This window comes from Streptomyces omiyaensis (genome assembly GCF_014650895.1).
GTDB classification, from domain to species: Bacteria; Actinomycetota; Actinomycetes; order Streptomycetales; family Streptomycetaceae; genus Streptomyces; species Streptomyces omiyaensis.
In genome coordinates this window covers 96236-119466 of record NZ_BMVV01000001.1, presented here as the reverse complement: position 1 = coordinate 119466, position 23231 = coordinate 96236, and the positions used below count along the sequence as shown (strand labels likewise).

Genomic DNA, 23231 nt, shown 5'->3' with positions numbered 1-23231 from the left:
TTCGGCAGACGAGGAACCCCCGACATGCGCACTCTCATCAGCTCCGCCTTCGTCTCCCTCGACGGCGTCGTCGAGGCCCCCGGCGGCGAGGAGGGGTACCGGAACTCCGGCTGGACCTTCAAGGACATCGAGTTCGTCCCGGAGGCGTACGAACTCAAGGGGCGCGAGCAGGGCGAGGCGAGCGCGATCCTCCTCGGCCGGGCGAGCTACCAGGCGTTCAGCCCCGTGTGGCCGGGGATGGCGGACTTCGCCGGGTACAAGGCGATGCCGAAGTACGTCGTCTCCACGACGCTCACCGAGGACGACCTGGTCTCCGACTGGGGCCCGACCACCATCCTGCGCACCCTGGACGAGGTCGCCGCCCTGAAGGAGACCGAGGGCGGGCCGATCATCATGCACGGCAGCGCGGCCCTCAACCGCGCCCTCTCCGACGCCGGCCTGATCGACCGCTACCACCTGCTGGTCTTCCCCCTCCTCCTCGGCGCGGGCAAGCGCCTCTTCAGCGCCACCGACAAGGACGCCCAGAAGCTGCGGCTCGTGGAGCACGAGGCCTACTCCAACGGCATCCAGAAGCAGGTCTTCGACGTCGTCCGGTAGGACGGCGGGACTGGCGGACCGGGGGACGACGGAACGGCCGGACCGGCGGGAGCCGTTCACGGGCCGGGGCCGGTGCCGGAAGCGCTTCCGGCGCCGGCCTCAGGCCGTGCGGCGCGGCCGGGGGACCAGTTCGCCGCCGCAGTTGGGGCAGACGCCGGCCATCCCCTCCGCGCAGGGCACGCAGAAGGTGCACTCGTACGAGCAGATCCGGGCGGGGCCGTCGGCGGGCAGGGCCGCCGTGTCGCAGCGTTCGCAGCGTTCGCGCATCTCAAGAGCCATGCGCTCCATGATCGCCGGGCCGGGGCGGCCCGGAAACAGCCTCACGGCCAGGGACCGACAGGATCGGGACACGACCGGCGTCCGCTCCGGGACCCGTCCGCCCCGGGCCCCGCCCGCTCCTACTTCCGCTTCCGCTTCCCCACCGCCGCCGCCTGGGTGCGGACCGCGCCGATGCTGGCCGCGATGACGAGCGCGATGGCGAGGCCGTCCGCCGGGGAGAGGGCCTGGTGGAGGACGAGGAGCCCGGCGGTGGCCGCGATGGCCGGCTCCAGGCTCATCAGGACGGCGAAGGTGGGGGCCGGCAGGCGGCGCAGGGCGAGCAGTTCGAGGGTGTACGGCAGCACCGAGGAGAGCAGGGCGATGCCGAGGCCCAGCGCGACCGTGGACGGGACGAGGAGCGCGCCGCCCGCCTCGGCGATGCCGAACGGCAGGCTGAGGACCGCGCCGAAGGCCATCGCGAGCGCCAGGCCGTCGGCCTGCGGGAAGCGGCGGCCGGTCCGGGCGCTGAAGACGATGTACGCCGCCCACATGGCGCCCGCCGCGAGCGCGAAGCCCGCGCCGAGCGGGTCGAGCCGCTCGAAGCCGCCGCCGCCGAGCAGGGCGACGCCGCCGAGCGCGAGGCCGGCCCAGAGGAGGTTGACCAGCCGCCGGGAGGCGACGACGGAGAGGACCAGCGGGCCGAGCACCTCCAGGGTGACGGCGGCACCGAGCGGGATCCGGTCGACCGACTGGTAGAAGAGGATGTTCATGCCCGCCATGGCGAGGCCGAAGGCGACGACGGTCCCCCAGTCGGCGCGGCCGTAGCCGCGCACCTTCGGCCGGCAGACCAGGAGCAGGACGAGCGCGGCGAGCACGAGCCGCAGCGTGACGACGCCGAGCGCGCCGGCCCGGGGCATCAGCAGGACGGCGACGGCCGAGCCGAACTGGACGGAGAGGCCGCCGGCGACGACGAGCGCGACGGGCCCGAAGCGCGACGGGCCGCCGGCGCGGCCGCCGCCCGCGGCGGGGGCCGCCGCGGGAGCCCCCGCGTCCGTCCGCACCGCCACCGGGGCCGCGACCGCCCCCGTCGCCCCCGTCACCTGGCTGTCCACGCCCACCACTCCTCCCCGGCCCTCCACCGGACCGGACCGCAAGTCCACTGCACTAAACCCTCAGTCCAGAGTAGTGCACCGCACTCCACCCTGACGACTGCATTCCGCTTCCACGCTACGGAGCCCGGGCGCGGGAGCGGAAATACCGATCGGCCTGCGGTTATGCTCCGAAGACATGACCGTGAGCATCGAGCTGCGCCACCTCCGCTGCTTCCTCGCCATCGCCGAGGAGGAGAACCTCACCCGCGCCGCCGCCCGCCTCCACCTCACCCAGCCCGCCGTCTCCCGCACCCTCGCCGCCCTCGAACGGCACCTCGGCGCCCGGCTCGTCGACCGCTCCACCCACCACCTCGCCCTCACCGCCGAGGGCCGCGCCTTCCGGGAACGCGCCACGGCCGCGCTCGCCGCCTTCGACGCCGCCGTCGACCCCGCCCGGCTGCGCCTGCGCCCCCTCCGCCTCGGCCACGCCTGGTCCGCCTTCGGCCCCTCGACCACCCCGCTCCTGCGCCGCTGGCAGCGCGAGCACCCCGAGACCCCCCTCGAACTCCTCCGCGTCGACGACCGCACCGCCGGCCTCGCCCGCGGCCAGGTCGACGCGGCCCTGCTGCGCGGCGCCGTCGAGGCCCCCGGGCTCGTCACCGCCGAGCTGACCACGGAGGCCAGGGTCGCCGCCCTGCCCGCCGACAGCCCCCTCGCGGACCGCCCCGGCGACCTCGCCCTCCTCGACCTCGCCGGCGAGACCGTCGTCCTCAACACCGTCTCCGGCACCACCACCCTCACCCTGTGGCCCCTGACCGCCCGCCCCACCAGCACCGTCACCGTCGCCAACACCGACGACTGGCTCACCGCCATCGCCGCCGCCCGGGGCGTCGGCGTCTCCTCCGCCTCCACCGCCGCCCTCCACCCCCACCCCGGCGTCACCTACCGCCCCCTCCCGGACGCCCCGCCCCTCCCCGTCCTCCTGGCCTGGCGCGACGCCTTCCCCCACCCGGCGACGGGGGCCCTGGTCGCGATGGCCCGCGAGATCGTCGGGGACGCCCCCGCACCCCGCCCGGACCGGGCGACCTGACGGACTGCGCGCCGCCCGTCCTCCCGCCCCGGAGCCCCTGGTAGCTTCCCGAGCCGAAGATCAGCCGAACGAACCCGGGGGGATTCGTGACCATCGACCGCCGCACCCTGCTCAGAGGCGCCGCCGCACTCGGCCTGAGCGCCCCGCTCCTGTCCGCCGCCGCCACGTCCGCCCACGCGGCGGGCACGATCGCCGGCAACTACGACGTCCTCCTGACCGAGCACGTGAAGAACAAGGTGATGCTCTTCCGCGCCTTCAAGGAGTGGACGCCCGCCAACGAGGGCTGGTCCTGGCAGGCGCCCGCGACCGCCGCCTGGGCACGCCTCAACGACGCGCGCTTCCGCCGGACCGACCGCCACGGCTGGGTCTGCGTGGTCGCCGCCGGCGGCGGCAGGGTCGGGATGGTGAACTTCGGCGACGACGACGCCCTGCTCTGGTCCGCGGCACCGGGCGGCAACCCGCACGCCGTCGAGTACCTCGGGAGCCACGGCGCCGTCGTCGTCGCCTCGACGAGCACCGCGACGGGAGCCGACGAGTACCCCGGCTACGTGACTCTCTACGCACCCACCGACGCCGACGACGCCACCACGCTCGGGCTCGTCCAGCAGTTCAGGTTCCAGGACGCCCACGGCCTCTGGTGGGACGGCACGCACCTGTTCGTCCTCGGCAAGTGGACCCTCGCCAAGTACCGCCTCACCGGCTCCCTCCGCACCACCCGGCTCGCCCTCGTCGACGAGCACAAGTGGACGTACGAGTTCTTCGGCCACAGCCTCGACATGGACTTCACGAGCCCGGACCGGCTCGTGCTGACCGGCGGCGGAGCCGTCTGGAGCGTCGACAAGAACACCCTCGCGCTCACCGAGGTCCGCCCCGCGAGCTACGGCGTGAAGTCCTTCTCCCGCGCCGCCGACGGCGAGTCCTTCTGGCTCCAGGCGATCAACGTGAAGTACCCGGAGTACGGCACCGGCGGCTACTGGAACAACCACGTCCAGTTCTTCGACCCCGCCCTGCGCACGACCGAGACGCGCGGACTGGTCGGCTACGGCTACACCGCCAAGTTCTACCGCTCCCGCATCGCCACGGTCCTCCTGACGCCCTGACACCGGGCGCGCGGCGCCGCTAGGGCTCCTCGCCCAGCCCCTCCGCCAGCAGTTCCGCCAGGTGGCGGGCCCGGCGGTCGGTCAGTTCGGCGATCTGGGTGCGGCAGGAGAAGCCGTCGGCCAGGACCTCCGCCGCCGGGGCCGCGCGCAGGGCCGGGAGGAGGCGGTCCTCCGCGCAGGCGGCCGACACCTCCTCGTGGCCCGGCTCGAAGCCGAAGTTGCCGGCCAGGCCGCAGCAGCCGCCCTCGAGGGCGCCGGTCAGACCGGCGCGCTCCCGCAGGCGGCGGTCCGCCGCGTCGCCCAGGACGGCGTGCTGGTGGCAGTGGGTCTGGCCGGTGACCTCGCGGTCGAGGCGCGGCGGGGTCCAGCCGGGGGCCAGGGACTCCAGGGCCTCCGCGAAGGTGCGGACCCGCGCCGCGAGACGGGCGGCCCTCGGGTCGCCGGGGAGCAGCCCGGGCAGGTCGGTGCGGAGGGTCGCCGCGCAGGAGGGTTCGAGGACCACCACCGGCCGGTCCCGCTCCCCCTCCGCGCCCAGCGCGTCGAGCGTCCGCCGCATCACCCGCCGCGCCGCTCCGAGCCGCCCCGTCGACACGTACGTCAGGCCGCAGCAGACCCGGCCGGGCGCCAGCCCCACGCCGAGGCCCGCCGCCTCCAGGACGCGGACCGCCGCCCGGCCCGCCTCCGGGGCGAGGTGGTCCGTGAAGGTGTCCGGCCAGAGGGTGAGGGCCGGCGGACGGGACGGCGCGCGTCCCTCCCACCAGGCGGTGAGGGTGCGGTCCGCGACCACCGGCAGCCGCCGCCCCTCCGTCACCCCGGCGAGCCGCGCCGCGAACGGCAGCCGGGTCAGCGTGTTCAGACCGCGCCCGAAGAGGTCCAGCCAGCGCGGCAGTCCGCCCATCGTCCAGTGCGAGCGGGGGCGGCGCAGCGCCCCGCCCGGGCCCGCGTGGTGCCGGTCCAGGAACTCCGCCTTGTACGCGGCCATGTCGACGCCCACCGGGCAGTCGGTGCGGCAGCCCTTGCAGGAGAGGCAGAGGTCCAGCGCCTCGCGGACCTCCTCCGAGCGCCAGCCGTCCGTGATCACCTCGCCGAGGGCCATCTCGTGGAGGAGCCGGGCCCGGCCCCGGGTGGAGTGCCGCTCCTCGCCGGTCGCGCGGAACGACGGGCACATCACCTCCGGGCCGGCCGCCGGGCCGGACTCCCGGCACTTGGCGACGCCCACGCAGCGGGCCGCCTCCCGGCCGAGGCCGACCAGGGGCAGGCCCTCGAAACGGAGCCCCGAGTCGAGGGGCTCCGGGCGGACGAGCATCCCCGGGTTGAGACCGCCGTCCGGGTCCCACAGGTCCTTCACCGCGCCGAACAGGGCGACCAGTTCGTCCCCGTACATGCGGGGCAGCAGCTCCGCCCGCGCCTTCCCGTCGCCGTGCTCGCCGGAGAGGGAGCCGCCGTGCGCGACGACGAGGTCGGCGACCTCCTCGGAGAAGCGGCGGAAGGCGCCCACGCCCTTGCCGGTCCACAGGTCGAAGTCGATGCGGACGTGCACGCACCCGTCGCCGAAGTGCCCGTACGGCGTCCCCCGCAGCCCGTGCCCGGCGAGGAGCGCCCGGAAGTCGCGCAGGTACGCGCCCAGCCGGGCCGGCGGCACCGCGCAGTCCTCCCAGCCGGGCCACGCGTCCCCTCCGCCCGGCATCCGGGTCGCCGTGCCCGCCGCGTCCTCCCGGATCCGCCACAGCGCCCGCTGCCCGGCCGGGTCGCGCACCACCGACGCGTCCACCGCGTCCGCCGCCCGGACCAGCGCGGCGGCCGCCGCCTCCCCGTCCACCTCGCAGAAGAGCCACGCGCCGCCCCGGGGCAGCCCGGCCGCGTCTCCCACCAGGTCCGCCGCCATGCCCTCGACGGTCAGCGGGCCGAGCGGCAGCAGTCCCGCCGCCGCGTCGGCCGCCGCCGTCTCGTCGGCGTGGCCGAGGACGACGAGGACCGGGTCCGCGGGCAGCGGGACGAGCCGGACGGTCGCCTCCGTCACCACGCCCAGCGTGCCCTCGCTGCCGACGAAGGAGCGGACGACGTCCCGGCCGTGCTCGGGGAGGAGCGCGTCGAGGGCGTACCCGGAGATCCGGCGGGGCAGTCCGGCCGGATAGCCGGTGCGCAGGAGGGCGAGGTTCCGGTCGACGAGGTCCGCCAGGCCCGGCGGCGCGCCCCGTCCGTCCCGCCCGAGCGTCAACCGCTCGCCCCGGTAGCTCACCACTTCCAGTGAGCGCACGTTGTCGGCGGTGGTGCCCCAGGCGACCGAGTGCGCCCCGCAGGCGTTGTTGCCGATCATGCCGCCGAGGGTGCAGCGGCGGTGCGTGGAGGGGTCGGGGCCGAAGGTGAGGCCGTACGGCCGGACCGCCTCCCGCAGCCGGCCCAGGACGAGCCCGGGGCGGACGACCGCGGTGCGGGCCTCCGGGTCGACCGAGACGAGGCCGTCGAGGTGGCGTGTGAGGTCGAGCACGACGCCGGTGCCGGTGGCCTGGCCCCCGATGGAGGTGCCGGCGCCGCGCGGGACGACGGGCACGCCGTGCGCCCGGCACACCTCCAGGGCCGCGGCGACGTCGTCGGCGTCCCGGGGGGCGACCGTACCGGCGGGCACGCGGCGGTAGTTGGAGGCGTCCATGGTGGCGAGCGCCCGTGCGGTGGCGGTGAAGTCGACGTCCCCGGCGAGCGCGGACCTCAGCTCCCTGGCGAGTCTCTCGTGTGTTCCCACGACGCAAGGATGTCTCGTTCCTCGTCTCATCCGGCGGACATCGGGCGCTCCGGGGCTTCCCGACCCGATACCCTCCGGCTCGTGGCCGATATCCAGATTCCCGCTGACATCAAGCCCGCAGACGGCCGTTTCGGCGCGGGCCCCTCCAAGGTGCGGACGGAGGCGCTGGACGCCCTGGCCGCCACCGGCACCTCTCTCCTGGGCACCTCCCACCGCCAGGCTCCGGTCAAGAACCTGGTCGGCGAGGTCCGTTCCGGCATCTCCGAGCTCTTCTCGCTGCCCGAGGGCTACGAGGTGATCCTGGGCAACGGCGGGTCGACCGCCTTCTGGGACATCGCGACCCACGGCCTGATCGAGAACAAGTCGCAGCACCTCACCTTCGGCGAGTTCTCCTCCAAGTTCGCGAAGGCCGCGAAGCTGGCCCCGTGGCTGGCCGAGCCGACCGTGATCTCCTCCGACCCGGGCACCCACCCGGAGCCGGTGGCCGAGGCGGGCGTCGACGTCTACGCCTACACCCACAACGAGACCTCGACCGGTGTCGCCGCCCCGCTGAAGCGGGTCGCGGGCGCCGACGAGGGCGCGCTCGTCCTGGTCGACGCGACCTCGGGCGCGGGCGGCCTCCCGGTCGACATCACCGAGACGGACGTCTACTACTTCGCCCCGCAGAAGTCCTTCGCCGCCGAGGGCGGCCTGTGGCTGGCGGCGTTCTCCCCGGCCGCCCTGGAGCGGGCGCAGCGCGTCCACGCCTCGGGCCGGCACATCCCGGAGTTCTTCTCGCTGCCGACGGCGATCGACAACTCGCTGAAGAACCAGACGTACAACACCCCGGCGCTGTCGACCCTCTTCCTGCTGAACGAGCAGCTGAAGTGGATCAACGGCCAGGGCGGCCTGGAGTGGGCCGTGGCCCGGACGAAGGAGTCCTCGGACGCCCTCTACACGTGGGCCGAGGAGTCGAAGTACGCGACGCCGTTCGTGACGGACGCGGCGAAGCGCTCGCAGGTCATCGGCACGATCGACTTCGCGGACGAGATCGACGCGGCGGCGGTCGCGAAGGTGCTGCGCGCCAACGGCATCGTGGACACCGAGCCGTACCGCAAGCTGGGCCGCAACCAGCTGCGCATCGCGATGTTCCCGGCGGTCGACCCGGCGGACGTGCGGGCCCTGACGGCCTGCATCGACCACGTCATCGAGAAGCTCTGACGGCCTTGCGGGCACGGAGGGCCCGGGGTCGGTGAGCACCGACGCCGGGCCCTCCGGCGTTCACGGCGGCCGACGGGGTCAGCCGGACGCCCGCGCCTTCACGTGGTCGACGACGGCGGTGAACTCCGCCGTCGGGGAGAACTCGACGACATCGACGTCCTCCAGCGCCTCGGGGGCGTGGCCGGGGCCCCAGTAGTAGGCCTGGCCCTCCTCGTAGATCTCGTCGCCCGCGGCGGTGCGCATCCTGATGCGGCCCCTGAAGACGTAGCCCCAGTGCGGGCACTGGCACAGGTCGTCCTCCAGCCCCTTGAGCACGGGCGCCATGTCGGTGCCCGCGGGGAGGTGGATGAAGGCGACGCTCATACCGCCTCCCGCCTCGCCCATGCGGAAGTCCAGCCCACCACCCTCCATGGCGACCGGGGTGCCTTCGCGCGTGAATGCCGTCATGACGCCTCACCTCTTCGGTCTCCTTCCAGTCTGCCCCCGGGGCGGCCCGGGGGCGACGCGGCCCGGAGGGGGTCAGCGGCGCAGCAGCCTCTTGATGCCGAGGACGAGGACGGTGCCGCCGGCGAGGACCAGGAAGCCCTTGGCCGCGCTGCCCTGGGAGCCGGTGGCGGCCGGGGCCTGCCCCGGGTCCGGGGCGGCGCCGTCGGCACCGGGGGCGGCCGGCGTCGGGGCCGGGTCCGCGGGCGCGGGGGCGTCCTCGCGGTCGACGCGGACGACCCGGCTGTGGGCGCCCTCCGAACCGAACAGGAAGGCCGAGCCGTCCGGGGTGTACGTGGCCGACTCCGCCTGCCCCTGGAAGGGGGCGCCGGCCGGGGTGCCGTCGCCGGAGATCCGGCCGTCCTTCCAGACGTACTCGCGGGCGCTGAAGTAGCCGCGCAGCAGGAGCCGTTCGCCGTCGGGCGAGAAGGCCCCGTCGGTCACCCAGGGGACCTCGCCGACGCGGCGGAAGGTGTTGGTGCCGGAGGTGGTGAGGCGTTCGGGGCCGGCGTAGAGGCCGCCGCCGTCCTCGCGCTTGCTGGCGATGTAGACGCGGCCGGTCTTCGGGTGGACCATCAGCGCCTCGGCGTTGCGGGGGCCGTCGGCGTACTTCACGACGTACTGCCGCGCCCGGACCGTCTGGTCCTTCAGCGTCTTCGGCTCGGGGAAGCGGTAGATCCAGACGTGGTCCCAGGAACCGTCGAGGTTGTCGCCGACGTCGCCGACGTAGAGGTCGCCGTCCGGGCCCACCGAGACGGCCTCCATGTCCCGGGGGGTGCCGACGCCGGACAGGGTGAGGGTGGCGACCGTCTTGCCCGTGCGGGAGTCGACCCCGAAGATCCGGGGCTCGTCCTGGTCGTTGTGCGTCCAGTAGATACCCGGGTGCGCGCGGCTGGCCGCGAGACCGCTGGACTCGGTGATCCGGGAGTCCTCGAACGTGAAGTCCCGGTCGGGCCCCTGTCCTTCGGCACGGGCATGACCGGCCGGCAGCAGCGCCAGGGCGGCGGCCGCGCCGAGGGCGCACAGAGCAGATCGCATGGGACCAAGCGTGCCACGGCCCGGCGGCAACCCGCTTGACCTGCACCGGAGCGCCTGTCATGGTCGCGTCCATGCCTACCTTCCCCGCTCCCGACGGCACCCTCCTCGCGTACCACGCGTCCGGTTCCGGCGACCCGCTGATCTGCCTGCCCGGCGGCCCCATGCAGGACTCCGGCTACCTCGGCGACCTGGGCGGGCTCACCGCGCACCGCACCCTGATCCGGCTCGACCCGCGCGGCACCGGCGCGTCCCGCACGCCCGAGGACCCCGCCTCCTACCGCTGCGACCGGCTCGTCGGGGACGTGGAGGCGCTGCGCCTGCACCTCGGCCTGGAGACGGTCGACCTCCTCGGCCACTCGGCGGGCGCGAACCTGGCGGCGCTCTATCTCACCCGCCACCCGCACCGGGTGGCCCGCCTGGTCCTGGTGACGCCGGGCACGGCGGCGGCCGGGATCGACACGGCGCCGGAGGAGCGGCTCGCGGCGGCGCGGCTGCGGGAGGGCGAGCCGTGGTTCCCGGAGGCGTACGCGGCGCTGGAGGAGCTGGCGGCGGGACGCGGCTCGGCCGCGGCCTTCCAGGCGGTCGCCCCCTTCTTCCACGGCACCTGGGACGCGGCGGCCCGGGAGCGGCACGCGGCCTCGGACGCCCGGCGGAACGACGAGGCGGCCGGCGTCCACGGCGGCGAGGGCGCCTACGACCCGGAGGCCACCCGCGCGGCCTTCGCCGCGTTCACCCGGCCCGTCCTGGTCGTCGCCGGCGAGGGCGACGCCAACACCCCGCCGCCGACCGCCGCCGCCTACGCGGCGCTGTTCCCCTCGGCGGAGCGGGCGGTCCTGGAGGGCGGCGGACACTTCCCCTGGCACGACGACGCGGAGTGGTTCGCTGCGGCGGTGGCGGGCTTCCTGAAGTCCTGAGCCCCTCCGGGGAGCCCCGGGCCCCTCCGGGAGGCCCCGCGCCCCGTGGCCCGCATCACGTCGCAGGTCAGGGGCGGGATCCGGAATGATGTGACCATGCGTTTTCTGTTCGTCGGCGACAGCATGACCATCGGACGCCCCGGCGACTGGACCTGGCGGTACCGCATGTGGCGGCACCTGGAGTCGGTGCTGCCCGGCGCGTACGAGATCGTCGGGCCGCGCGACGGGCTGTACGCGCCCGAGGACCCCGAGGGCGGCGCGGAGACCGGCGGCGGCCCGCACGCCTACGCCGACCCGGCCTTCCCGGCCGCCGCGCGGCGCCACCTCGCCGGATGGGGCGAGGGGTGGCTGCACATGGCCCCGGTGATCGGGGAGACCGTCGCCGCGACCCGCGCCGACGTGCTCCTGGTCTCGCTCGGCCTGATCGACCTCGGCTTCTACACCGACAGCGGCCGGACCGAGGAGAACGTCCGCGCCTTCCTGGCCGCCGCCCGCGCCGCCCGTCCGACCGTCCGCGCCGTGCTGCTGCCCGTGATCCCCAACGTCCGCGCCGGCCACGACGCCGCCTTCGCCGCCGAGTGCGCCCGCTTCAACGAGCTGCTCGCGAAGGCGGTCGCCGACCTCGACACCGCGGCCTCGCCGCTGCTGCTCGCGGCCGTCCCGGAGTCGTACGACCTCCGGGACGACACCTACGACGGCACGCACCCGGGTCCGAGCGGCGAGCACAAGCTGGCCGCCGCCTTCGCCGGCGCGATGCACCAGGCGTGGGGGCTCGGCGGGCCCTACCGGGAGCGGTAGCGGCCGCCGAGCCAGACCGCGAGGAAGACCAGCGCCGGACCGATGAGGATCCACTCCGGGCCCAGCAGGACGTTGCCCGTCAGGAGGAGGACGACGAAGAGGACGGTGAGGACGAGCACCGAGGCCGTCGCCCAACCCAGCGCCCTCATCAGGCCGCCCTCGCGGGCGTCCCGCCGGCCGATCGCCTCCGCCGCCCGGGCGTCCTCGGTCCAGTCGGCGCCGCGCAGCTCCTCCCAGGCGGCGCGCAGGGCGGCGACCTCGCGCTCGACCCGGACGTGGTTGTCGTCCACGTAGAAGAGCTGGATGCGGCCGCCGTCGCGCCCGTACGCGTACGAGATGACGCCCGGCGCCCCCTGGGCCATGCCCGCGGCGGGGTTGGGCACCGCGCGGATGTCCTGGATGTCCTCCCAGGCGATCCGGCGGTCCCGCACGAAGCCGCGGACGCGGATGCCCTTGAGGTCGGCCGAGGTCGAGAGCTTCCTCGCCGCGCGGGCGATCCAGCCGACGAAGGCGAGGACGAGGAGGGTGACGAGCCACTTCACCCAGCCGGGTGCGTCCTCCTCGGTGAGCAGCGGGACCAGGGAGAGCGGCAGGCCGACGCCGGCGGCGGCGAGCATCGCCTTCATGCGGCCGGGCTTGATCCCGTAGGTGCGGGGCAGAGCGGAACTCGCGGTCATGGCTTCCCCGTTGCATTGTTGAACGATCCGACGAGATTCAGCGTAGAACCGAACTCGCGCACGGGGGAAGGGACTTGCAGGGGACTCGCGCCGGAACCGCGCCCGGGAAAGACGAAGGCGCGGCGCGCGCCGACGGATCCGCCGACACGCGCCGCGCCTTCGCGCACCGCTCGGGGGCCTACCAGGCGAAGGCCTCCGGGGTCGGGCCGGGGCCCGGGAAGATCTCGTCCAGCTCGGCCAGCAGCTCGTCCGACAGCTCCAGCTCCAGCGCCCGCAGGGCGCCCGCCAGCTGCTCCGGGGTGCGCGGGCCGACGATCGGGCCGGTCACGCCCGGACGGGTGAGCAGCCAGGCGAGACCCACCTCGCCGGGGGCGAGGCCGTGCTTCTCCAGCAGGTCCTCGTAGGCCTGGAACTGCGCGCGCTTCGCCGGGTCCGCGAGCGTCTGCGCCGCGCGGCCCTCGGTGCGGCGCCGGCCCTCGGTCTCCTTCTTCAGGACGCCGCCGAGCAGGCCGCCGTGCAGCGGCGACCAGGGGATGACCCCGAGGCCGTACTCCTGCGCGGCCGGGACGACCTCCATCTCGGCGCGGCGCTCGTAGAGGTTGTAGAGGCACTGCTCGCTGACGAGCCCGACCATGCCGCGCCGGGCGGCGGCCTCGTTCGCCTGGGCGATCTTGTAGCCGGGGAAGTTGGACGAGCCGGCGTAGAGGATCTTGCCCTGTCCGATCAGGACGTCGATCGCCTGCCAGACCTCGTCGAAGGGGGTGGCCCGGTCGACGTGGTGGAACTGGTAGACGTCGATGTAGTCGGTGCCGAGGCGCTTGAGGCTGGCCTCGACGGCACGGCGGATGTTGAGGGCGGAGATCTTGTCGTGGTTCGGCCAGGCCGCGCCGTCGGGCCCCATGTTCCCGTACACCTTGGTGGCGATCACGGTCCGGTCGCGGCGGCCGCCGCCCTGGGCGAACCAGGAGCCGATGATCTCCTCGGTGCGGCCCTTGTCGTCTCCCCAGCCGTAGACGTTGGCCGTACCGAACAATCCACTTTGACGCCACACTCTCAGGACCCTAGCGTCGATCCCCAAGCACCACAGGGGATGGGGAGAGCAAGTGGCACGAGTCCTGGGAGTGGTCCGCCTGTCGAAGGTGTCGGACGAGACCACGTCGCCGGAGCGCCAGCGCCGATCGATTTAACGATGGGCCGACCAGGAAGGACACGTCGTCGTCGGGTGGGTCGAAGACATCGACGTGTCGGGCGGTGTCGAGCCGTGGAAGCGCCCGGAGTTCGGCAAGTGGCTGCCTTCTACGATCGGCAAGGAGGTCAGCTCGATCGAGCACCGGATCGCGCTGGAGGAGTCCCGAGCCGACGAGTACGACATCATCTGCGCGCTGAAGCTCGACCGCCTCTCACGGCGCGTGCTCCACGTGCACACGCTCGTGGAGTGGTGTGAGAAGCACGGCAAGGAGGTCGCCACCGTCGAGGACGGGATCAACCTGAACACGCAGATGGGCAAGCTGCTGTTCAGCCTGATCGCCTCCTTCGCGGAAGGGGAGCTCGAAGCCATCAAGGCCAGGGCGAAGTCCTCGTACAACCACCTGGTGAAGGAGGGCCGCTGGCGTGGCGGCCGTATCCCGTACGGCTACCGGGCGGAGAAGCAGGACACCGGTGACGGCTGGCGGCTGATCCCGGACGACTACGGAACGGACACCGCCGGGACACTGCGCGAGATCGTCCGTCGGCTCATCGAGGGCGAGTCGGCGAACAGCATCGCCCAGTGGCTCAACAAGGACCCGGCCAAGACGCCGACATCGCTCGACGCTCAACTGATCAGGAACGGCAAGCCCTCGAAGGGCGGCCGGTGGACCGCCGCGAACACAGCCAAGGTGGTGCGCTCCCTGAGCATTCTCGGCCAGATGGAGGTGACGGAGGAAGTCGTCATCGACGGCAAGAAGACGAAGCGAACCCGCATCGTCCGTGACGCGGAAGGGCGTCCTCTCCAGCGGGCGGAGCCACTGATCACCCAGGAGGAGTGGGAGCTGGCGAACAAGAAGCTGGACGAGAACACCAGCAAACGCAACGGCAACAGGAAGGGCGGCTCTCCTCTTCTCAGGGTCGCGTTCTGCACCTGCGGTGAGCCCGCGTACCTCGGCCCGGGGCGGAACTGGCCGTACTACCGGTGCGCCTCGCGAACCACGCACAAGCCGTGCCCCACAGGCAGCAAGGGCATCGCAGCGCACGTCCTGGAGGGAGTGGTCGAGGAGGTCTTCCTGCGCGCGGCCGGCGATGTCGAGATCGTGCGGAAGGTCTTCCGCCCGGGTGTGGACTTCACACGGGACATCGAAGAGGTGAACCGCGCTCTGGCAGAACTCCGGGAGGACCGCGAAGCCGGTCTCTACTCCAGCGAGCTGGGCAAACAGGAGTACCGGGAGACGTACAAGCGGCTGGACGCGAGGCGGGAGCAACTCATGGCCCAGCCCACCCGCCCCGACACATGGGAAGAGATCCCGACGGGCGAAACCTACCGGGAACGCTGGGCGAAGCTGTCGACCCAGCACGAGAAGGGCAGGGAACTCCGGGCAGCCGGCATCAAGGCGGTCATCCACGCCGAGAAGATCCCGCCCATGACTGCCGTGCAGGCCATGTCTCCGGAGGGACATGACGGCATGTGGCAGGAGGGGAAGGGCCGCGTGCAGATCCTCATCCCGATGGACTTCAAGCGCCGCGTGCGCGACCTGGCGGCGGTACACAGCGAAAGCTGACCGCCTCGCCGCCTTACGACAGGAGGGCCCCGCCCCGGGCCCTCCTTCGCTCTGTAGGATTTCTGGCAGGTCGCCGCCGTCGCTCCCGACTGCACGAGACCGAGTCCAGGCGCGAAGCCTTGGGCGCCCTGTGAAGGGACTGGCCAGCCGCGGCCGGTCCACCCCCGCGAAGAAAGGGAGGCACATGTCCCGCCGTCCGGCGGGGGTCACTGGCGCACCTGCGTGTGCTTCACAGGAGCGCATATGGGTAGAGGACGCTTCGAGCGACTTCAGCTCGGCCTGTCTCGTACCGAGCCCTTTGCGCCGAAGCTCTCGGACGTTCCGCCACTCGGTGTTCGCCATCCTGGCGAGGGCGGAGACCTCGGCGACCAGTTCCGGCGGAGCGTCCAGCGCTCGCAAGATCTGTTCGACGTCGACCAGGGATGGCCGTGTCCGGCCGTTCTCGATGCGAGACACCTTCGACTGGGACATGTTGCAGCGCGCTGCGAGCCGGTCCCCTGAGAGGCCGGCTCGCTTGCGCAAGTCCCGAAGCAGTGAGGCGAGTTCGATACCGGCCTCGCCGAGCTGCTCAGCTTCGAACGTCACTCCGTCCCGCGCTCCGCGTACTCCAGGAAGGGAACCGACTCGGCAACGGCAATGCGCTGCCACTCGATGAACGGCGCAAGGTCACCCTCGTACAGCTCCCGGCTGATCTGCGTGCCGTCGCCCGCGTAGTGCATCAGGACGACGGTCGAGCGGTCGAACATCCAGAAGTCCTCGACGTCCGGCAACGGGTTGTCTCGCTCGGTCACGTCAAGGATGCGGATGTCCTCCCCGGCGAGCACGTGCGGGGCGTAGTACCGCGAGAACTCGAAGCGCAGGTACTCCGAGAGCGGTCGTGTCAGGACGTGCACTCGCCCCTTGCTCTTGCCCTCCCCTCGCAGCCGCTTCAGGTCTTCCGTGTACGCGGACGAGTAGGCGTGCGGGTCGACGCGCTTGCCCGCCCGGAAGGCTTCGAGCTCTTCCGCCTCCTGCGGTACGAGGTACTGAGGCAGGGTCTCCAGTCGCCACGCTTCCGACCGGAAGCCCCGGAGCATCGCCCGCCACTCGTCACCATCCAAGAGCACGAACGGCCTCCCGGAGAACGCTCTCGGGGATCTCCACGAGCCCTTCCCCCTGCGGGGGAGTAAAGGCGTCGGACACGTCGCCCTGAACCACGATGGAGCCGGAAGCGGTGCGGTAGACGTTCGGGCAGTCGTCCTCTCCACACGTGCCGTTGCCGTTGCCGGTGAGCCGAGTCAGTTCTACGCGTGCCATGCGGAACTCCCTTGACCTGTAGGCCCGGTCGGGCCGCCCGAGACGACCGTACGGGGGCCGCTCGCAGCCGTCCATGCAGGGACGTGACTCATGCGCGTTGTCGCATAAATGGGCGGCTGAGTGGTCGGCCCTTGCTTGGAGTGGGCTCGAAGCAGTTGGCTTGTGCCTCATGAAGTACACGCAGCTCGGACGCACCGGACTCAAGGTCAGTCGACTCGTCCTCGGGACGATGAACTTCGGCCCGCAGACAGACGAACCGACAAGCCACGGCATCCTGGATGCCGCGCTCGACGCAGGTCTGAACTTCGTAGACACCGCCAACGTGTATGGGTGGGGTGAGAACAAGGGCCGCACCGAGGAGATCATCGGGACGTGGTTCGCCCAGGGCGGTGGCCGGCGGGAAAAGACGGTCCTCGCCACGAAGGTCTACGGCTCCATGTCACGTGAGGGCGAGACCTGGCCCAACGAGGACCGGCTGTCGGCCTTGAACATCCGGCGGGCTGTCGACGCCAGCCTCAAGCGGCTCGGTACCGACTACATCGATCTGTACCAGTTCCACCACGTCGACCGTGCCACTCCCTTCGAGGAGATCTGGCAGGCCGTCGACGTGCTGATCCAGCAGGGGAAGATCCTGTACGCGGGCTCCTCGAACTTCCCCGGGTACAAGATCGCCCAGGCCAACGAGACCGCCGCCCGGCGCGGCATGGTCGGCCTGGTCAGTGAGCAGTGCCTGTACAACCTCTACGAGCGGCGCGCGGAGATGGAGGTGATCCCGGCCGCGCAGGACTACGGCCTCGGGGTCATCCCCTGGTCCCCGCTGCACGGCGGCCTGCTCGGCGGCGTCCTGAAGAAGGAGGCCGGGGGTAAGCGGCGTACGGAGGGCCGCGCGGCAGAAACGCTCGCCGACCCGACCGTGCGGGCGAAGTTCCAGACGTACGAGGACCTGCTCGACAAGCACGGCCTGGAGCCCGGCGAAGTCGGGCTGGCATGGCTGCTGACCCGGCCCGGCGTCACCGGCCCGATCGTCGGCCCGCGCACGGTGGAGCAGCTGGAGAGCGCATTGCGCGCCCTGGAGCTGGAGCTGAGTGACGAACTTCTGACTGGTCTGGACGAGATCTTTCCCGGCCCGGGGCCGTCGCCGGAAGCCTTTGCCTGGTGATCGAGTAGCGGCTGGAAGCACGGCCGTCGCCCGCTCCGATGGGGCGGCGGCCACAGTGCCACACAGGCGTCAAAATGCCTGCTTCGCGGTCTCGAAGAAGTTCAGGCCGGCGTCGAGCGCCGTGTCCATGATGCCGTGGCTGGTGGCCTCGTCGGTCTGCGGGCCGAAGTTCATCGTGCCGAGGACGAGGCGGCTGACCTTGAGTCCGGTGCGTCCGAGCTGCGTGTACTCCATGGGTCACCAGCCAACGCCTTGGAGCGCGCTCGAAGCAAGGGGATACCTCGGCGGCGCTACTGGCCGGCCACCGACGCCACCGCGATCATCACGAACATCAGTACGAGCACACCGGCCATGATCCGGTTACGAGTCTTCGGGTCCACCCCCCGAGGTTAACCCGAGCCCTCCGCTCCCCCGCCGCCCCCCTCCAGCCGCCAGGACCCGACCGTCGCGTACCGGGGCTGCTCCCCCGGCACCCCGCTCACCGGCAGGTTCGAGCGGACCAGGGCCAGCTCGCCGACCCGCCAGCGGGTGCCCTCGAAACCGTCGAGGGCGGCGAGGAAGGGAGCGAGCGGCTCGCCCTCGCCGCGGGCGCGGGCGAGCGTGAGGTGGGCCCGGTAGCGGCGGTGCTCCTCCATCGCGACGCCCGCCCGGCGGGCCGCCGCGTCGGCGCGCTCGGCGAGCAGCCGGAGCGCGTCCAGGTCCCCGGCGGCCCCGGTCCACAGCGCGCGCCCGCCGAAGTGACCGCCGCCGTGCAGCCGGAGCGCGAAGGGCGGGGTGCGGCGGGCCGCGCGGGCCAGGCGGGCGCGGAGGTCCGGCAGCAGGGCGTCGTCCACCTCGCCCATGAACGCGAGCGTGAAGTGCCATCCGGGCCGGGAGGTCCAGCGCAGCTCCCCGGCCCCGGGGAGGGCGTGCAGCGCGTCGACGACGGCGCCCAGCTCGGCGACGGCCCCGGCGGGCGGCAGGACGGCGGCGAAAAGCCTCATGGACGCCAGTCTGGCAGCCGATAGCCTCGGCCGGATGGAGACCCACGCGATCACGATCAGGCGGGGCGGGGCGGCGGACGTGCCGGCCGTCCTCGCGATACTCGACAGCGCCGTCGTCTGGCTCAACGGCAGGGGCATCACCGCCCAGTGGGGCACCGAGCCCTTCACCGGCCGCCCGAAGACGGTGGAGCACGTCGGCCAGGTGATGGGCGAGGGGAGCCCGTGGATCGCGGAGGTGGACGGCGTCCCGGCCGGCACCCTCACGCTGACCCCGCACCCCGGCTCGTACGTGCCGCCGGCCGCCGAGCCGGAGCGGTACGTGCGCTACCTCGCCACCGACGGGCGCTTCCACGGCCTCGGGGTGGGCGCCGCGCTCCTCGCCCACGCGGCGGAGGAGACCCGCCGCGCGGGCGTCTCGCTGCTGCGCGTCGACTGCTTCGCCGGCAGCGAGGGCCGCCTGGTGGCCTACTACGAGCGCCAGGGCTTCACCCGCACCGACCCCTTCGCCGTCGGCGACTGGCCGGGCCAGGTCCTGGAGATGCGGGTGTAGCCCCGGGCGCGGTGCGGTCTCAGCCGTGGAAGGTGATGAAGCCGTTGCCGTCGCGGTCGTTCGCGCTCTTGGTGTAGGCGTGCGTGTCCGCGGCGGCGCCGGTGGGCTTGATCAGCCTGACCGTGTCCCGGTCGTTGTTCCAGAGGAAGTTGCAGTTGTTGCGGTAGGCGACGTTGCCGCCGTCGGAGTCGGTGCCCCGGCCGCCGCGCAGCTTCACGTGGTCGCCGGGCTCCAGGTAGTGGTTGTAGGGGAAGACGAAGGTGTTGCCTGCGGCGTCCTTGACCACGTACCCCTTGAGGTTCACGGTGCCGGTGCGGGCGAAGTTCTTGATCGTGACGAACTCGGCCTTGGTGTTGCCGGTGGTGCAGCTGTTGTTGTCGCGGCCCGGGGCGTCGTACTGGACGCCGGCGATCTTCAGGGACGAGGCGTACTCGGCGGCGTGGGCCGGGGTGGCGACGAGGGCGCCGGTCAGCGCGCCGGCGGCGAGGGCCGCGGCTATGACGGGACGGGTGGAGCGCATGCGCAAGGGAACCCCCCTGTGGTACCGGTGATTGACGGCTCAACATACACAGAATCCCCACACCCCGTACCCCGAACGTTCTCTTCCGGCCAGGGAACGCCCGAGGGCGGGCGGGAGCCTCCCGGCTGCCGCCCGCCCTCGCGCGGGGTGGTCCGGGTCAGGCCGCCGCGGCCAGCCGGCGGGGCGCGGCGCGGGGGACGAAGCGCAGGCTGGGGTGGCCGCGGCGCCAGGCCATCGCCACCCTGAGGTTGCCGATCCGGGCCAGGACGAGGCCGATGGCGGCCGCCGCGGCGAGCGAGACCAGACCGCCCGCGGCGAAGCCGGCGCGGGCGCCGTAGGTGTCGGTGACCCAGCCCATGAGCGGGGCGCCGATCGGCGTGCCGCCGGCGAAGACCATCATGTAGAGGCTCATCACCCGGCCCCGCATGACCGGGTCGGTCGCCATCTGGACGGCCGAGTTCGCGGTGATGTTCACCGTGAGGCCGATCATGCCGATCGGCACCAGGAGCAGCGCGAACAGCCAGAACGACGGGGAGAGCGCCGCGGCGACCTCCAGGGCGCCGAAGACGCCCGCGGCGATCACCAGCATCCGCAGCCGGGTCGAGCCGCGGCGGGCCGCGAGCAGGGCGCCCGCGAGGGAGCCGGCCGCCATCAGGGTGTTGAGGAAGCCGTAGGTGCCGGCGCCGACGTGGAAGACCTCCTCGGAGAAGGCGGTCAGCCAGATCGGGAAGTTGAACCCGAAGGTGCCGACGAAGCCGACCAGGACGATCGGCCAGATCAGGTCGGGGCGGCCCGCCACGTACCGCAGGCCCTCACGGAGCTGGCCCTTGCCGCGCGGGGCGCGCTCCACCCGGTGCAGCTCGCTCGTCCGCATCAGCCAGAGGGCGGTGAGCGGCGCCAGGAAGGAGAGGCCGTTGATGAGGAAGGCCCAGCCGCTGCCGACCCCGGCGATCAGCACGCCGGCGACGGCGGGGCCGACGAGCCGGGCGGACTGGAAGTTGGCCGAGTTCAGCGAGACGGCGTTGCGGAGCCGGTCGGGGCCGACCATCTCGGAGACGAAGGACTGCCGGGCCGGGTTGTCGACGACCGTCACCATGCCGAGGAGGAAGGCGATCAGGTAGACGTGCCAGACCTGCACCTGCCCGGAGAGGGTGAGCGCGGCGAGCGCGAGTCCGCAGAGGCCGAGCGCGGCCTGGCTGATCAGCAGCAGGCGCCGTTTCGGGTAGCGGTCGGCGACGACGCCGCCGTACAGGCCGAAGAGGAGCATCGGCAGGAACTGCAGGGCCGTGGTGACGCCGACGGCGGCGGCCGAGCCGGTGAGGCTCAGGACCAGCCAGTCCTGGGTGATCCGGGCCATCCACGTACCGGTGTTGGAGACGATCGCTCCGGTGAAGAACAGCCGGTAGTTCCGGATCGAGAGCGAGGAGAAGGTTCCCTTGCGGGACCCCCCGCCCCGCGGGGTAGTCGTGGGTTTGTGGACGGGGGCGGAGTCTGCTCCGGGTCCCGTGCTCAAAGTGCGTCGCCTCCTTGGCGCTCGGTTCAGAGATGGGCGAGCTTCTCCAGGACGGGAGCGGCCGCGCGCAGTACGGCCCACTCGTCCTCGTCCAGCCCCTCGGCGAGGGCGGCCAGCCAGGCGTTCCGCTTGCGGCGGGCGTCCTCGAGCATGGCCTCGGCCCGCTCGGTCTGGCTGACCACCTTCTGCCGGCGGTCGTCGGGATGCGGCTCCAGCCGGACCAGTCCCTTGGCTTCGAGCAGCGCGACGATGCGGGTCATCGACGGCGGCTGGACGTGTTCCTTGCGGGCCAGCTCACCGGGGGTGGCGGAGCCGCAGAGGGCCAGGGTGCCGAGGACCGAGATCTCGGTCGGGCTCAGCGACTCGTCGACGCGCTGGTGCTTCAGGCGCCGGCTCAGCCGCATGACGGACGAGCGGATCGCGTTCACGGCCGCGACGTCGTCGGTGGTGCCGTGGGACAGATCAGGCATGTATTTAGCCTAACTCATTACTCTCGCTAAAGACCAATGGGATGTGCTCGTGTCGCACACGCCACGCCCTGCACAGCCGCATCCGGGCGCCCCAGGTCACGGGTCGATATCCATGCATCACCCAAATGAGTGAGCTGGATCCGGAAAGTGACGCAGAGGGGCACCGGCAGCCCGACCCTGACGGCATGGGATCGACAGTGCTCAGCCTGCGCATCGACAGTGAGCTGCTCGACCGGCTCAAGCGCCACGCCGCGAAAAGGGGAATGAGCGTCCAGGACTATGTCGTCCGGACGCTCATTCGGGAGGACTTCGACGAGCGGTTCACGACCGCCGTCGAGGAGACGGAGAAGTTCTACGGGCCGGCCGCGGACTCCCCCGCGGCCGGCGCCGGCGATCAGGTGAGGCCCAGCGCCGGCATCGCGTAGTAGAAGACGAAGATCGCCGACACGGCGTACATGGCCACCGGGACCTCACGGCCCCGGCCGGCCGCGAGACGCAGCACGCTGAAGCTGATGAAGCCGATGCCGATGCCGTTCGTGATCGAGTACGTGAACGGCATCATCGTCATGGCCAGGAACGCCGGCACCGCGATGGTGTAGTCGCTCCAGTCGATGTCCTTGACCGACCCGGCCAGGATCAGGAAGCCCACCGCGAGCAGCGCGGGGGTGGCCGCCTGCGACGGCACCATGGTCGCGAGCGGCGTGAGGAACAGCGCCACCGAGAACAGACCGCCCGTGACGACCGAGGCGAGGCCCGTGCGGGCGCCCTCGCCGACGCCCGCCGTGGACTCCACGAAGCAGGTGGTGGCCGACGAGGAGGTCGCGCCGCCGGAGGCGACGGCGAGGCCGTCGACGAGCAGGACCTTGTTGATGCCCGGGAAGTTGCCGTCCTTGTCGATCAGCTTGGCCTCGTCGCCGACGCCGAGGATCGTGCCCATGGCGTCGAAGAAGCAGGACAGCAGGACGGTGAAGACGAAGAGGACGCCGGTGAGGACGCCGACCTTGCCGAAGCCGCCGAAGAGGCTGACCTGGCCGACCAGGCCGAAGTCCGGGGAGGCGACCGGGTTGCCGGGCCACTCCGGGGTGGTCAGGCCCCAGGACGGGACGGTGGCCACCGCGTCGATCACCATGGCGACGATCGTCATCACGACGATCGAGATGAGGATCGCGCCCGGCACCTTGCGGATGATCAGGGCGAGGGTGAGCAGGGTGCCCAGGACGAAGACGAGGACCGGCCAGCCGTTGAGGTGCCCGTCGGAGCCGAGCTGGAGCGGGACGGTGGTGTGCGCGGCGTCGGGGATGCGGGAGACGAAGCCCGAGTCGACGAGGCCGATCAGCATGATGAAGAGGCCGATGCCGATCGCGATGCCCTTGCGCAGGCCGACCGGGACGGCGTTCATGACGCGCTCGCGCAGGCCGGTCGCGACGAGCAGCATCACCACGATGCCGGCGAGGACGACCATGCCCATGGCGTCCGGCCAGGACATCCGGGGCGCGAGCTGGAGGGCGACGACCGTGTTCACGCCGAGGCCGGCGGCGAGCGCGATCGGGACGTTGCCGATGACGCCCATGAGGAGGGTCGAGAAGGCCGCCGTCAGCACGGTGGCGGTGACGAGCTGGCCCCCGTCGAGCTGGTGCCCGTACATGTCCTTGGCGCTGCCGAGGATGATCGGGTTCAGCACGATGATGTAGGCCATCGCGAAGAAGGTGGCGAAACCGCCGCGGACCTCGCGGGAGACGGTGGAGCCGCGCTCGGAGATCCGGAAGTAGCGGTCGAGGGCCGAGGCGGGGGGCCGGGGCCCCTGCGGCTCGGGGGCAGGGGCCTTGGCGGCGGCCGTGGTGCTCATGGGTGGGTTCCTCTTCGGGAAAGTCCTGAAGTCCTGATTGGCGGTTCATACGAAGGAAACCCGCCATAGGCAAACCGTTTCAGTATGAACACATGAACGAGGAGCAGTCCATCTCCGCGCGTAGACCGCCTCCCCGCCGCCCCCGGGAGGCGGCC

General features: G+C 72.5%; 24 protein-coding genes and 2 pseudogenes. 10 read left to right on the top strand and 16 right to left on the bottom strand.

Going from position 1 to position 23231, the window contains the following annotated elements:
• Window positions 1-24 precede the first annotated feature (24 nt).
• A complete protein-coding gene (locus IE287_RS00585) occupies window positions 25-597 on the top strand; it encodes a dihydrofolate reductase family protein (protein WP_189846866.1) in 573 nt (190 codons plus the stop codon).
• Window positions 598-696: 99 nt separating this feature from the next.
• Here IE287_RS00585 and IE287_RS00580 read toward each other — a convergent pair whose 3' ends face one another.
• Entirely contained in the window at window positions 697-876 is a 180-nt protein-coding gene (locus IE287_RS00580; protein ID WP_189846865.1) for a DUF1272 domain-containing protein, read from the bottom strand.
• A 119-nt stretch (window positions 877-995) separates the two neighbouring features.
• Complete coding sequence (locus IE287_RS00575) at window positions 996-1967, bottom strand: EamA family transporter (RefSeq protein WP_373307766.1); 972 nt, start codon at window positions 1965-1967, stop codon at window positions 996-998.
• Between the two features lie 175 nt (window positions 1968-2142).
• On the opposite strand from IE287_RS00575, the gene IE287_RS00570 reads away from it, so the two are divergent.
• Together IE287_RS00570 and IE287_RS00565 are read left to right on the top strand one after the other, a co-directional pair.
• Window positions 2143-3036 (top strand): LysR family transcriptional regulator, encoded by an 894-nt coding sequence (locus tag IE287_RS00570; RefSeq protein ID WP_189846863.1) that lies wholly within the window; start codon window positions 2143-2145, stop codon window positions 3034-3036.
• A gap of 86 nt (window positions 3037-3122) precedes the next feature.
• Window positions 3123-4136, top strand: coding sequence for a hypothetical protein (locus IE287_RS00565; protein ID WP_189846862.1), 1014 nt, complete (start codon window positions 3123-3125; stop codon window positions 4134-4136).
• A 19-nt stretch (window positions 4137-4155) separates the two neighbouring features.
• Here the strand turns inward: IE287_RS00565 and IE287_RS00560 are convergent, their stop codons facing one another.
• Window positions 4156-6906, bottom strand: coding sequence for an FAD-binding and (Fe-S)-binding domain-containing protein (locus IE287_RS00560; protein ID WP_189846861.1), 2751 nt, complete (start codon window positions 6904-6906; stop codon window positions 4156-4158).
• 51 nt (window positions 6907-6957) lie between these two features.
• Here IE287_RS00560 and serC point away from each other — a divergent pair, with 51 nt between their 5' ends.
• Window positions 6958-8076 carry a phosphoserine transaminase gene (gene serC / locus IE287_RS00555; protein WP_189846860.1) on the top strand — a complete coding sequence of 373 codons (1119 nt, stop codon included), beginning with the start codon at window positions 6958-6960 and terminating at the stop codon, window positions 8074-8076.
• Window positions 8077-8154: 78 nt separating this feature from the next.
• Here the strand turns inward: serC and IE287_RS00550 are convergent, their stop codons facing one another.
• Both IE287_RS00550 and IE287_RS00545 read right to left on the bottom strand, forming a co-directional pair.
• The gene (locus IE287_RS00550; protein WP_189846859.1) at window positions 8155-8523 is read right to left on the bottom strand and encodes a cupin domain-containing protein; all 369 of its coding nucleotides are present in this window, start codon (window positions 8521-8523) and stop codon (window positions 8155-8157) included.
• A 72-nt stretch (window positions 8524-8595) separates the two neighbouring features.
• The gene (locus IE287_RS00545) at window positions 8596-9597 is read right to left on the bottom strand and encodes a WD40 repeat domain-containing protein (RefSeq protein ID WP_189846858.1); all 1002 of its coding nucleotides are present in this window, start codon (window positions 9595-9597) and stop codon (window positions 8596-8598) included.
• 71 nt (window positions 9598-9668) lie between these two features.
• Here IE287_RS00545 and IE287_RS00540 point away from each other — a divergent pair, with 71 nt between their 5' ends.
• Complete coding sequence (locus IE287_RS00540) at window positions 9669-10511, top strand: alpha/beta fold hydrolase (protein ID WP_189846857.1); 843 nt, start codon at window positions 9669-9671, stop codon at window positions 10509-10511.
• 96 nt (window positions 10512-10607) lie between these two features.
• A complete protein-coding gene (locus IE287_RS00535) occupies window positions 10608-11309 on the top strand; it encodes a GDSL-type esterase/lipase family protein (protein WP_189846856.1) in 702 nt (233 codons plus the stop codon).
• On the opposite strand, the gene IE287_RS00530 is transcribed toward IE287_RS00535, so the two are convergent.
• Window positions 11294-11986 carry a PH domain-containing protein gene (locus IE287_RS00530; protein WP_189846855.1) on the bottom strand — a complete coding sequence of 231 codons (693 nt, stop codon included), beginning with the start codon at window positions 11984-11986 and terminating at the stop codon, window positions 11294-11296. The genes IE287_RS00535 and IE287_RS00530 overlap by 16 nt on opposite strands.
• A gap of 178 nt (window positions 11987-12164) precedes the next feature.
• On the bottom strand, window positions 12165-13073 hold the full coding sequence (locus tag IE287_RS00525) for an aldo/keto reductase (RefSeq protein WP_373307785.1): 909 nt from the start codon (window positions 13071-13073) through the stop codon (window positions 12165-12167).
• A gap of 154 nt (window positions 13074-13227) precedes the next feature.
• Between IE287_RS00525 and IE287_RS00520 the strand changes: the two genes are divergently transcribed.
• Window positions 13228-14739, top strand: coding sequence for a recombinase family protein (locus tag IE287_RS00520; protein ID WP_229883204.1), 1512 nt, complete (start codon window positions 13228-13230; stop codon window positions 14737-14739).
• Window positions 14740-15111: 372 nt separating this feature from the next.
• Here the strand turns inward: IE287_RS00520 and IE287_RS38235 are convergent.
• From IE287_RS38235 to IE287_RS00505, 3 genes and pseudogenes are all read right to left on the bottom strand, one after another.
• Window positions 15112-15324 (bottom strand): annotated as a pseudogene (locus IE287_RS38235) (helix-turn-helix domain-containing protein); the annotation flags it as partial.
• Window positions 15321-15845: a DUF6879 family protein gene (locus IE287_RS00510; RefSeq protein ID WP_189846853.1), complete on the bottom strand. Its 525-nt coding sequence runs from the start codon at window positions 15843-15845 to the stop codon at window positions 15321-15323. The pseudogene IE287_RS38235 and the gene IE287_RS00510, both read right to left, overlap by 4 nt.
• The gene (locus tag IE287_RS00505) at window positions 15829-16035 is read right to left on the bottom strand and encodes a hypothetical protein (RefSeq protein WP_189846852.1); all 207 of its coding nucleotides are present in this window, start codon (window positions 16033-16035) and stop codon (window positions 15829-15831) included. The genes IE287_RS00510 and IE287_RS00505 overlap by 17 nt, the downstream gene beginning before the upstream one ends.
• 169 nt (window positions 16036-16204) lie before the next feature.
• Here IE287_RS00505 and IE287_RS00500 point away from each other — a divergent pair, with 169 nt between their 5' ends.
• Window positions 16205-17194: an aldo/keto reductase gene (locus IE287_RS00500; RefSeq protein WP_189846851.1), complete on the top strand. Its 990-nt coding sequence runs from the start codon at window positions 16205-16207 to the stop codon at window positions 17192-17194.
• Between the two features lie 84 nt (window positions 17195-17278).
• Here IE287_RS00500 and IE287_RS00495 read toward each other — a convergent pair.
• Window positions 17279-17428, bottom strand: a pseudogene (locus tag IE287_RS00495) (aldo/keto reductase); the annotation flags it as partial.
• Between the two features lie 155 nt (window positions 17429-17583).
• Window positions 17584-18177, bottom strand: coding sequence for an RNA 2',3'-cyclic phosphodiesterase (gene thpR, locus IE287_RS00490; RefSeq protein ID WP_189846850.1), 594 nt, complete (start codon window positions 18175-18177; stop codon window positions 17584-17586).
• Between the two features lie 34 nt (window positions 18178-18211).
• On the opposite strand from thpR, the gene IE287_RS00485 reads away from it, so the two are divergent.
• The gene (locus IE287_RS00485; RefSeq protein ID WP_189846849.1) at window positions 18212-18727 is read left to right on the top strand and encodes a GNAT family N-acetyltransferase; all 516 of its coding nucleotides are present in this window, start codon (window positions 18212-18214) and stop codon (window positions 18725-18727) included.
• 19 nt (window positions 18728-18746) lie between these two features.
• Here IE287_RS00485 and IE287_RS00480 read toward each other — a convergent pair whose 3' ends face one another.
• The 3 genes from IE287_RS00480 to IE287_RS00470 form a co-directional block, all read right to left on the bottom strand.
• Window positions 18747-19247 (bottom strand): lamin tail domain-containing protein, encoded by a 501-nt coding sequence (locus tag IE287_RS00480; protein ID WP_189846848.1) that lies wholly within the window; start codon window positions 19245-19247, stop codon window positions 18747-18749.
• 157 nt (window positions 19248-19404) lie between these two features.
• Window positions 19405-20760 (bottom strand): MFS transporter, encoded by a 1356-nt coding sequence (locus IE287_RS00475; RefSeq protein WP_189846847.1) that lies wholly within the window; start codon window positions 20758-20760, stop codon window positions 19405-19407.
• A gap of 26 nt (window positions 20761-20786) precedes the next feature.
• Window positions 20787-21230, bottom strand: a complete 444-nt coding sequence (locus IE287_RS00470) for a MarR family winged helix-turn-helix transcriptional regulator (protein WP_189846846.1) — start codon at window positions 21228-21230, stop codon at window positions 20787-20789.
• 185 nt (window positions 21231-21415) lie between these two features.
• Between IE287_RS00470 and IE287_RS00465 the strand changes: the two genes are divergently transcribed.
• Entirely contained in the window at window positions 21416-21655 is a 240-nt protein-coding gene (locus tag IE287_RS00465) for a ribbon-helix-helix protein, CopG family (RefSeq protein WP_189846845.1), read from the top strand.
• Here IE287_RS00465 and IE287_RS00460 read toward each other — a convergent pair.
• Complete coding sequence (locus IE287_RS00460; protein ID WP_189846844.1) at window positions 21625-23076, bottom strand: NCS2 family permease; 1452 nt, start codon at window positions 23074-23076, stop codon at window positions 21625-21627. The two genes, IE287_RS00465 and IE287_RS00460, sit on opposite strands and share 31 nt — an antisense overlap.
• Between the last annotated feature and the right edge of the window lie 155 nt (window positions 23077-23231).

Coding starts and splice junctions, on each gene's coding strand:
- IE287_RS00585 (WP_189846866.1), top strand. CDS start 25: ATGCGCACTCTCATCAGCTCCGCCTTCGTCTCCCTCGACGGCGTCGTC.
- IE287_RS00580 (WP_189846865.1), bottom strand. CDS start 876: ATGGCTCTTGAGATGCGCGAACGCTGCGAACGCTGCGACACGGCGGCC.
- IE287_RS00570 (WP_189846863.1), top strand. CDS start 2,143: ATGACCGTGAGCATCGAGCTGCGCCACCTCCGCTGCTTCCTCGCCATC.
- IE287_RS00560 (WP_189846861.1), bottom strand. CDS start 6,906: ATGAGACGAGGAACGAGACATCCTTGCGTCGTGGGAACACACGAGAGA.
- IE287_RS00550 (WP_189846859.1), bottom strand. CDS start 8,523: ATGACGGCATTCACGCGCGAAGGCACCCCGGTCGCCATGGAGGGTGGT.
- IE287_RS00545 (WP_189846858.1), bottom strand. CDS start 9,597: ATGCGATCTGCTCTGTGCGCCCTCGGCGCGGCCGCCGCCCTGGCGCTG.
- IE287_RS00540 (WP_189846857.1), top strand. CDS start 9,669: ATGCCTACCTTCCCCGCTCCCGACGGCACCCTCCTCGCGTACCACGCG.
- IE287_RS00535 (WP_189846856.1), top strand. CDS start 10,608: ATGCGTTTTCTGTTCGTCGGCGACAGCATGACCATCGGACGCCCCGGC.
- IE287_RS00530 (WP_189846855.1), bottom strand. CDS start 11,986: ATGACCGCGAGTTCCGCTCTGCCCCGCACCTACGGGATCAAGCCCGGC.
- IE287_RS00505 (WP_189846852.1), bottom strand. CDS start 16,035: ATGGCACGCGTAGAACTGACTCGGCTCACCGGCAACGGCAACGGCACG.
- IE287_RS00500 (WP_189846851.1), top strand. CDS start 16,205: ATGAAGTACACGCAGCTCGGACGCACCGGACTCAAGGTCAGTCGACTC.
- thpR (WP_189846850.1), bottom strand. CDS start 18,177: ATGAGGCTTTTCGCCGCCGTCCTGCCGCCCGCCGGGGCCGTCGCCGAG.
- IE287_RS00485 (WP_189846849.1), top strand. CDS start 18,212: ATGGAGACCCACGCGATCACGATCAGGCGGGGCGGGGCGGCGGACGTG.
- IE287_RS00480 (WP_189846848.1), bottom strand. CDS start 19,247: ATGCGCTCCACCCGTCCCGTCATAGCCGCGGCCCTCGCCGCCGGCGCG.
- IE287_RS00470 (WP_189846846.1), bottom strand. CDS start 21,230: ATGCCTGATCTGTCCCACGGCACCACCGACGACGTCGCGGCCGTGAAC.
- IE287_RS00465 (WP_189846845.1), top strand. CDS start 21,416: ATGGGATCGACAGTGCTCAGCCTGCGCATCGACAGTGAGCTGCTCGAC.
- IE287_RS00460 (WP_189846844.1), bottom strand. CDS start 23,076: ATGAGCACCACGGCCGCCGCCAAGGCCCCTGCCCCCGAGCCGCAGGGG.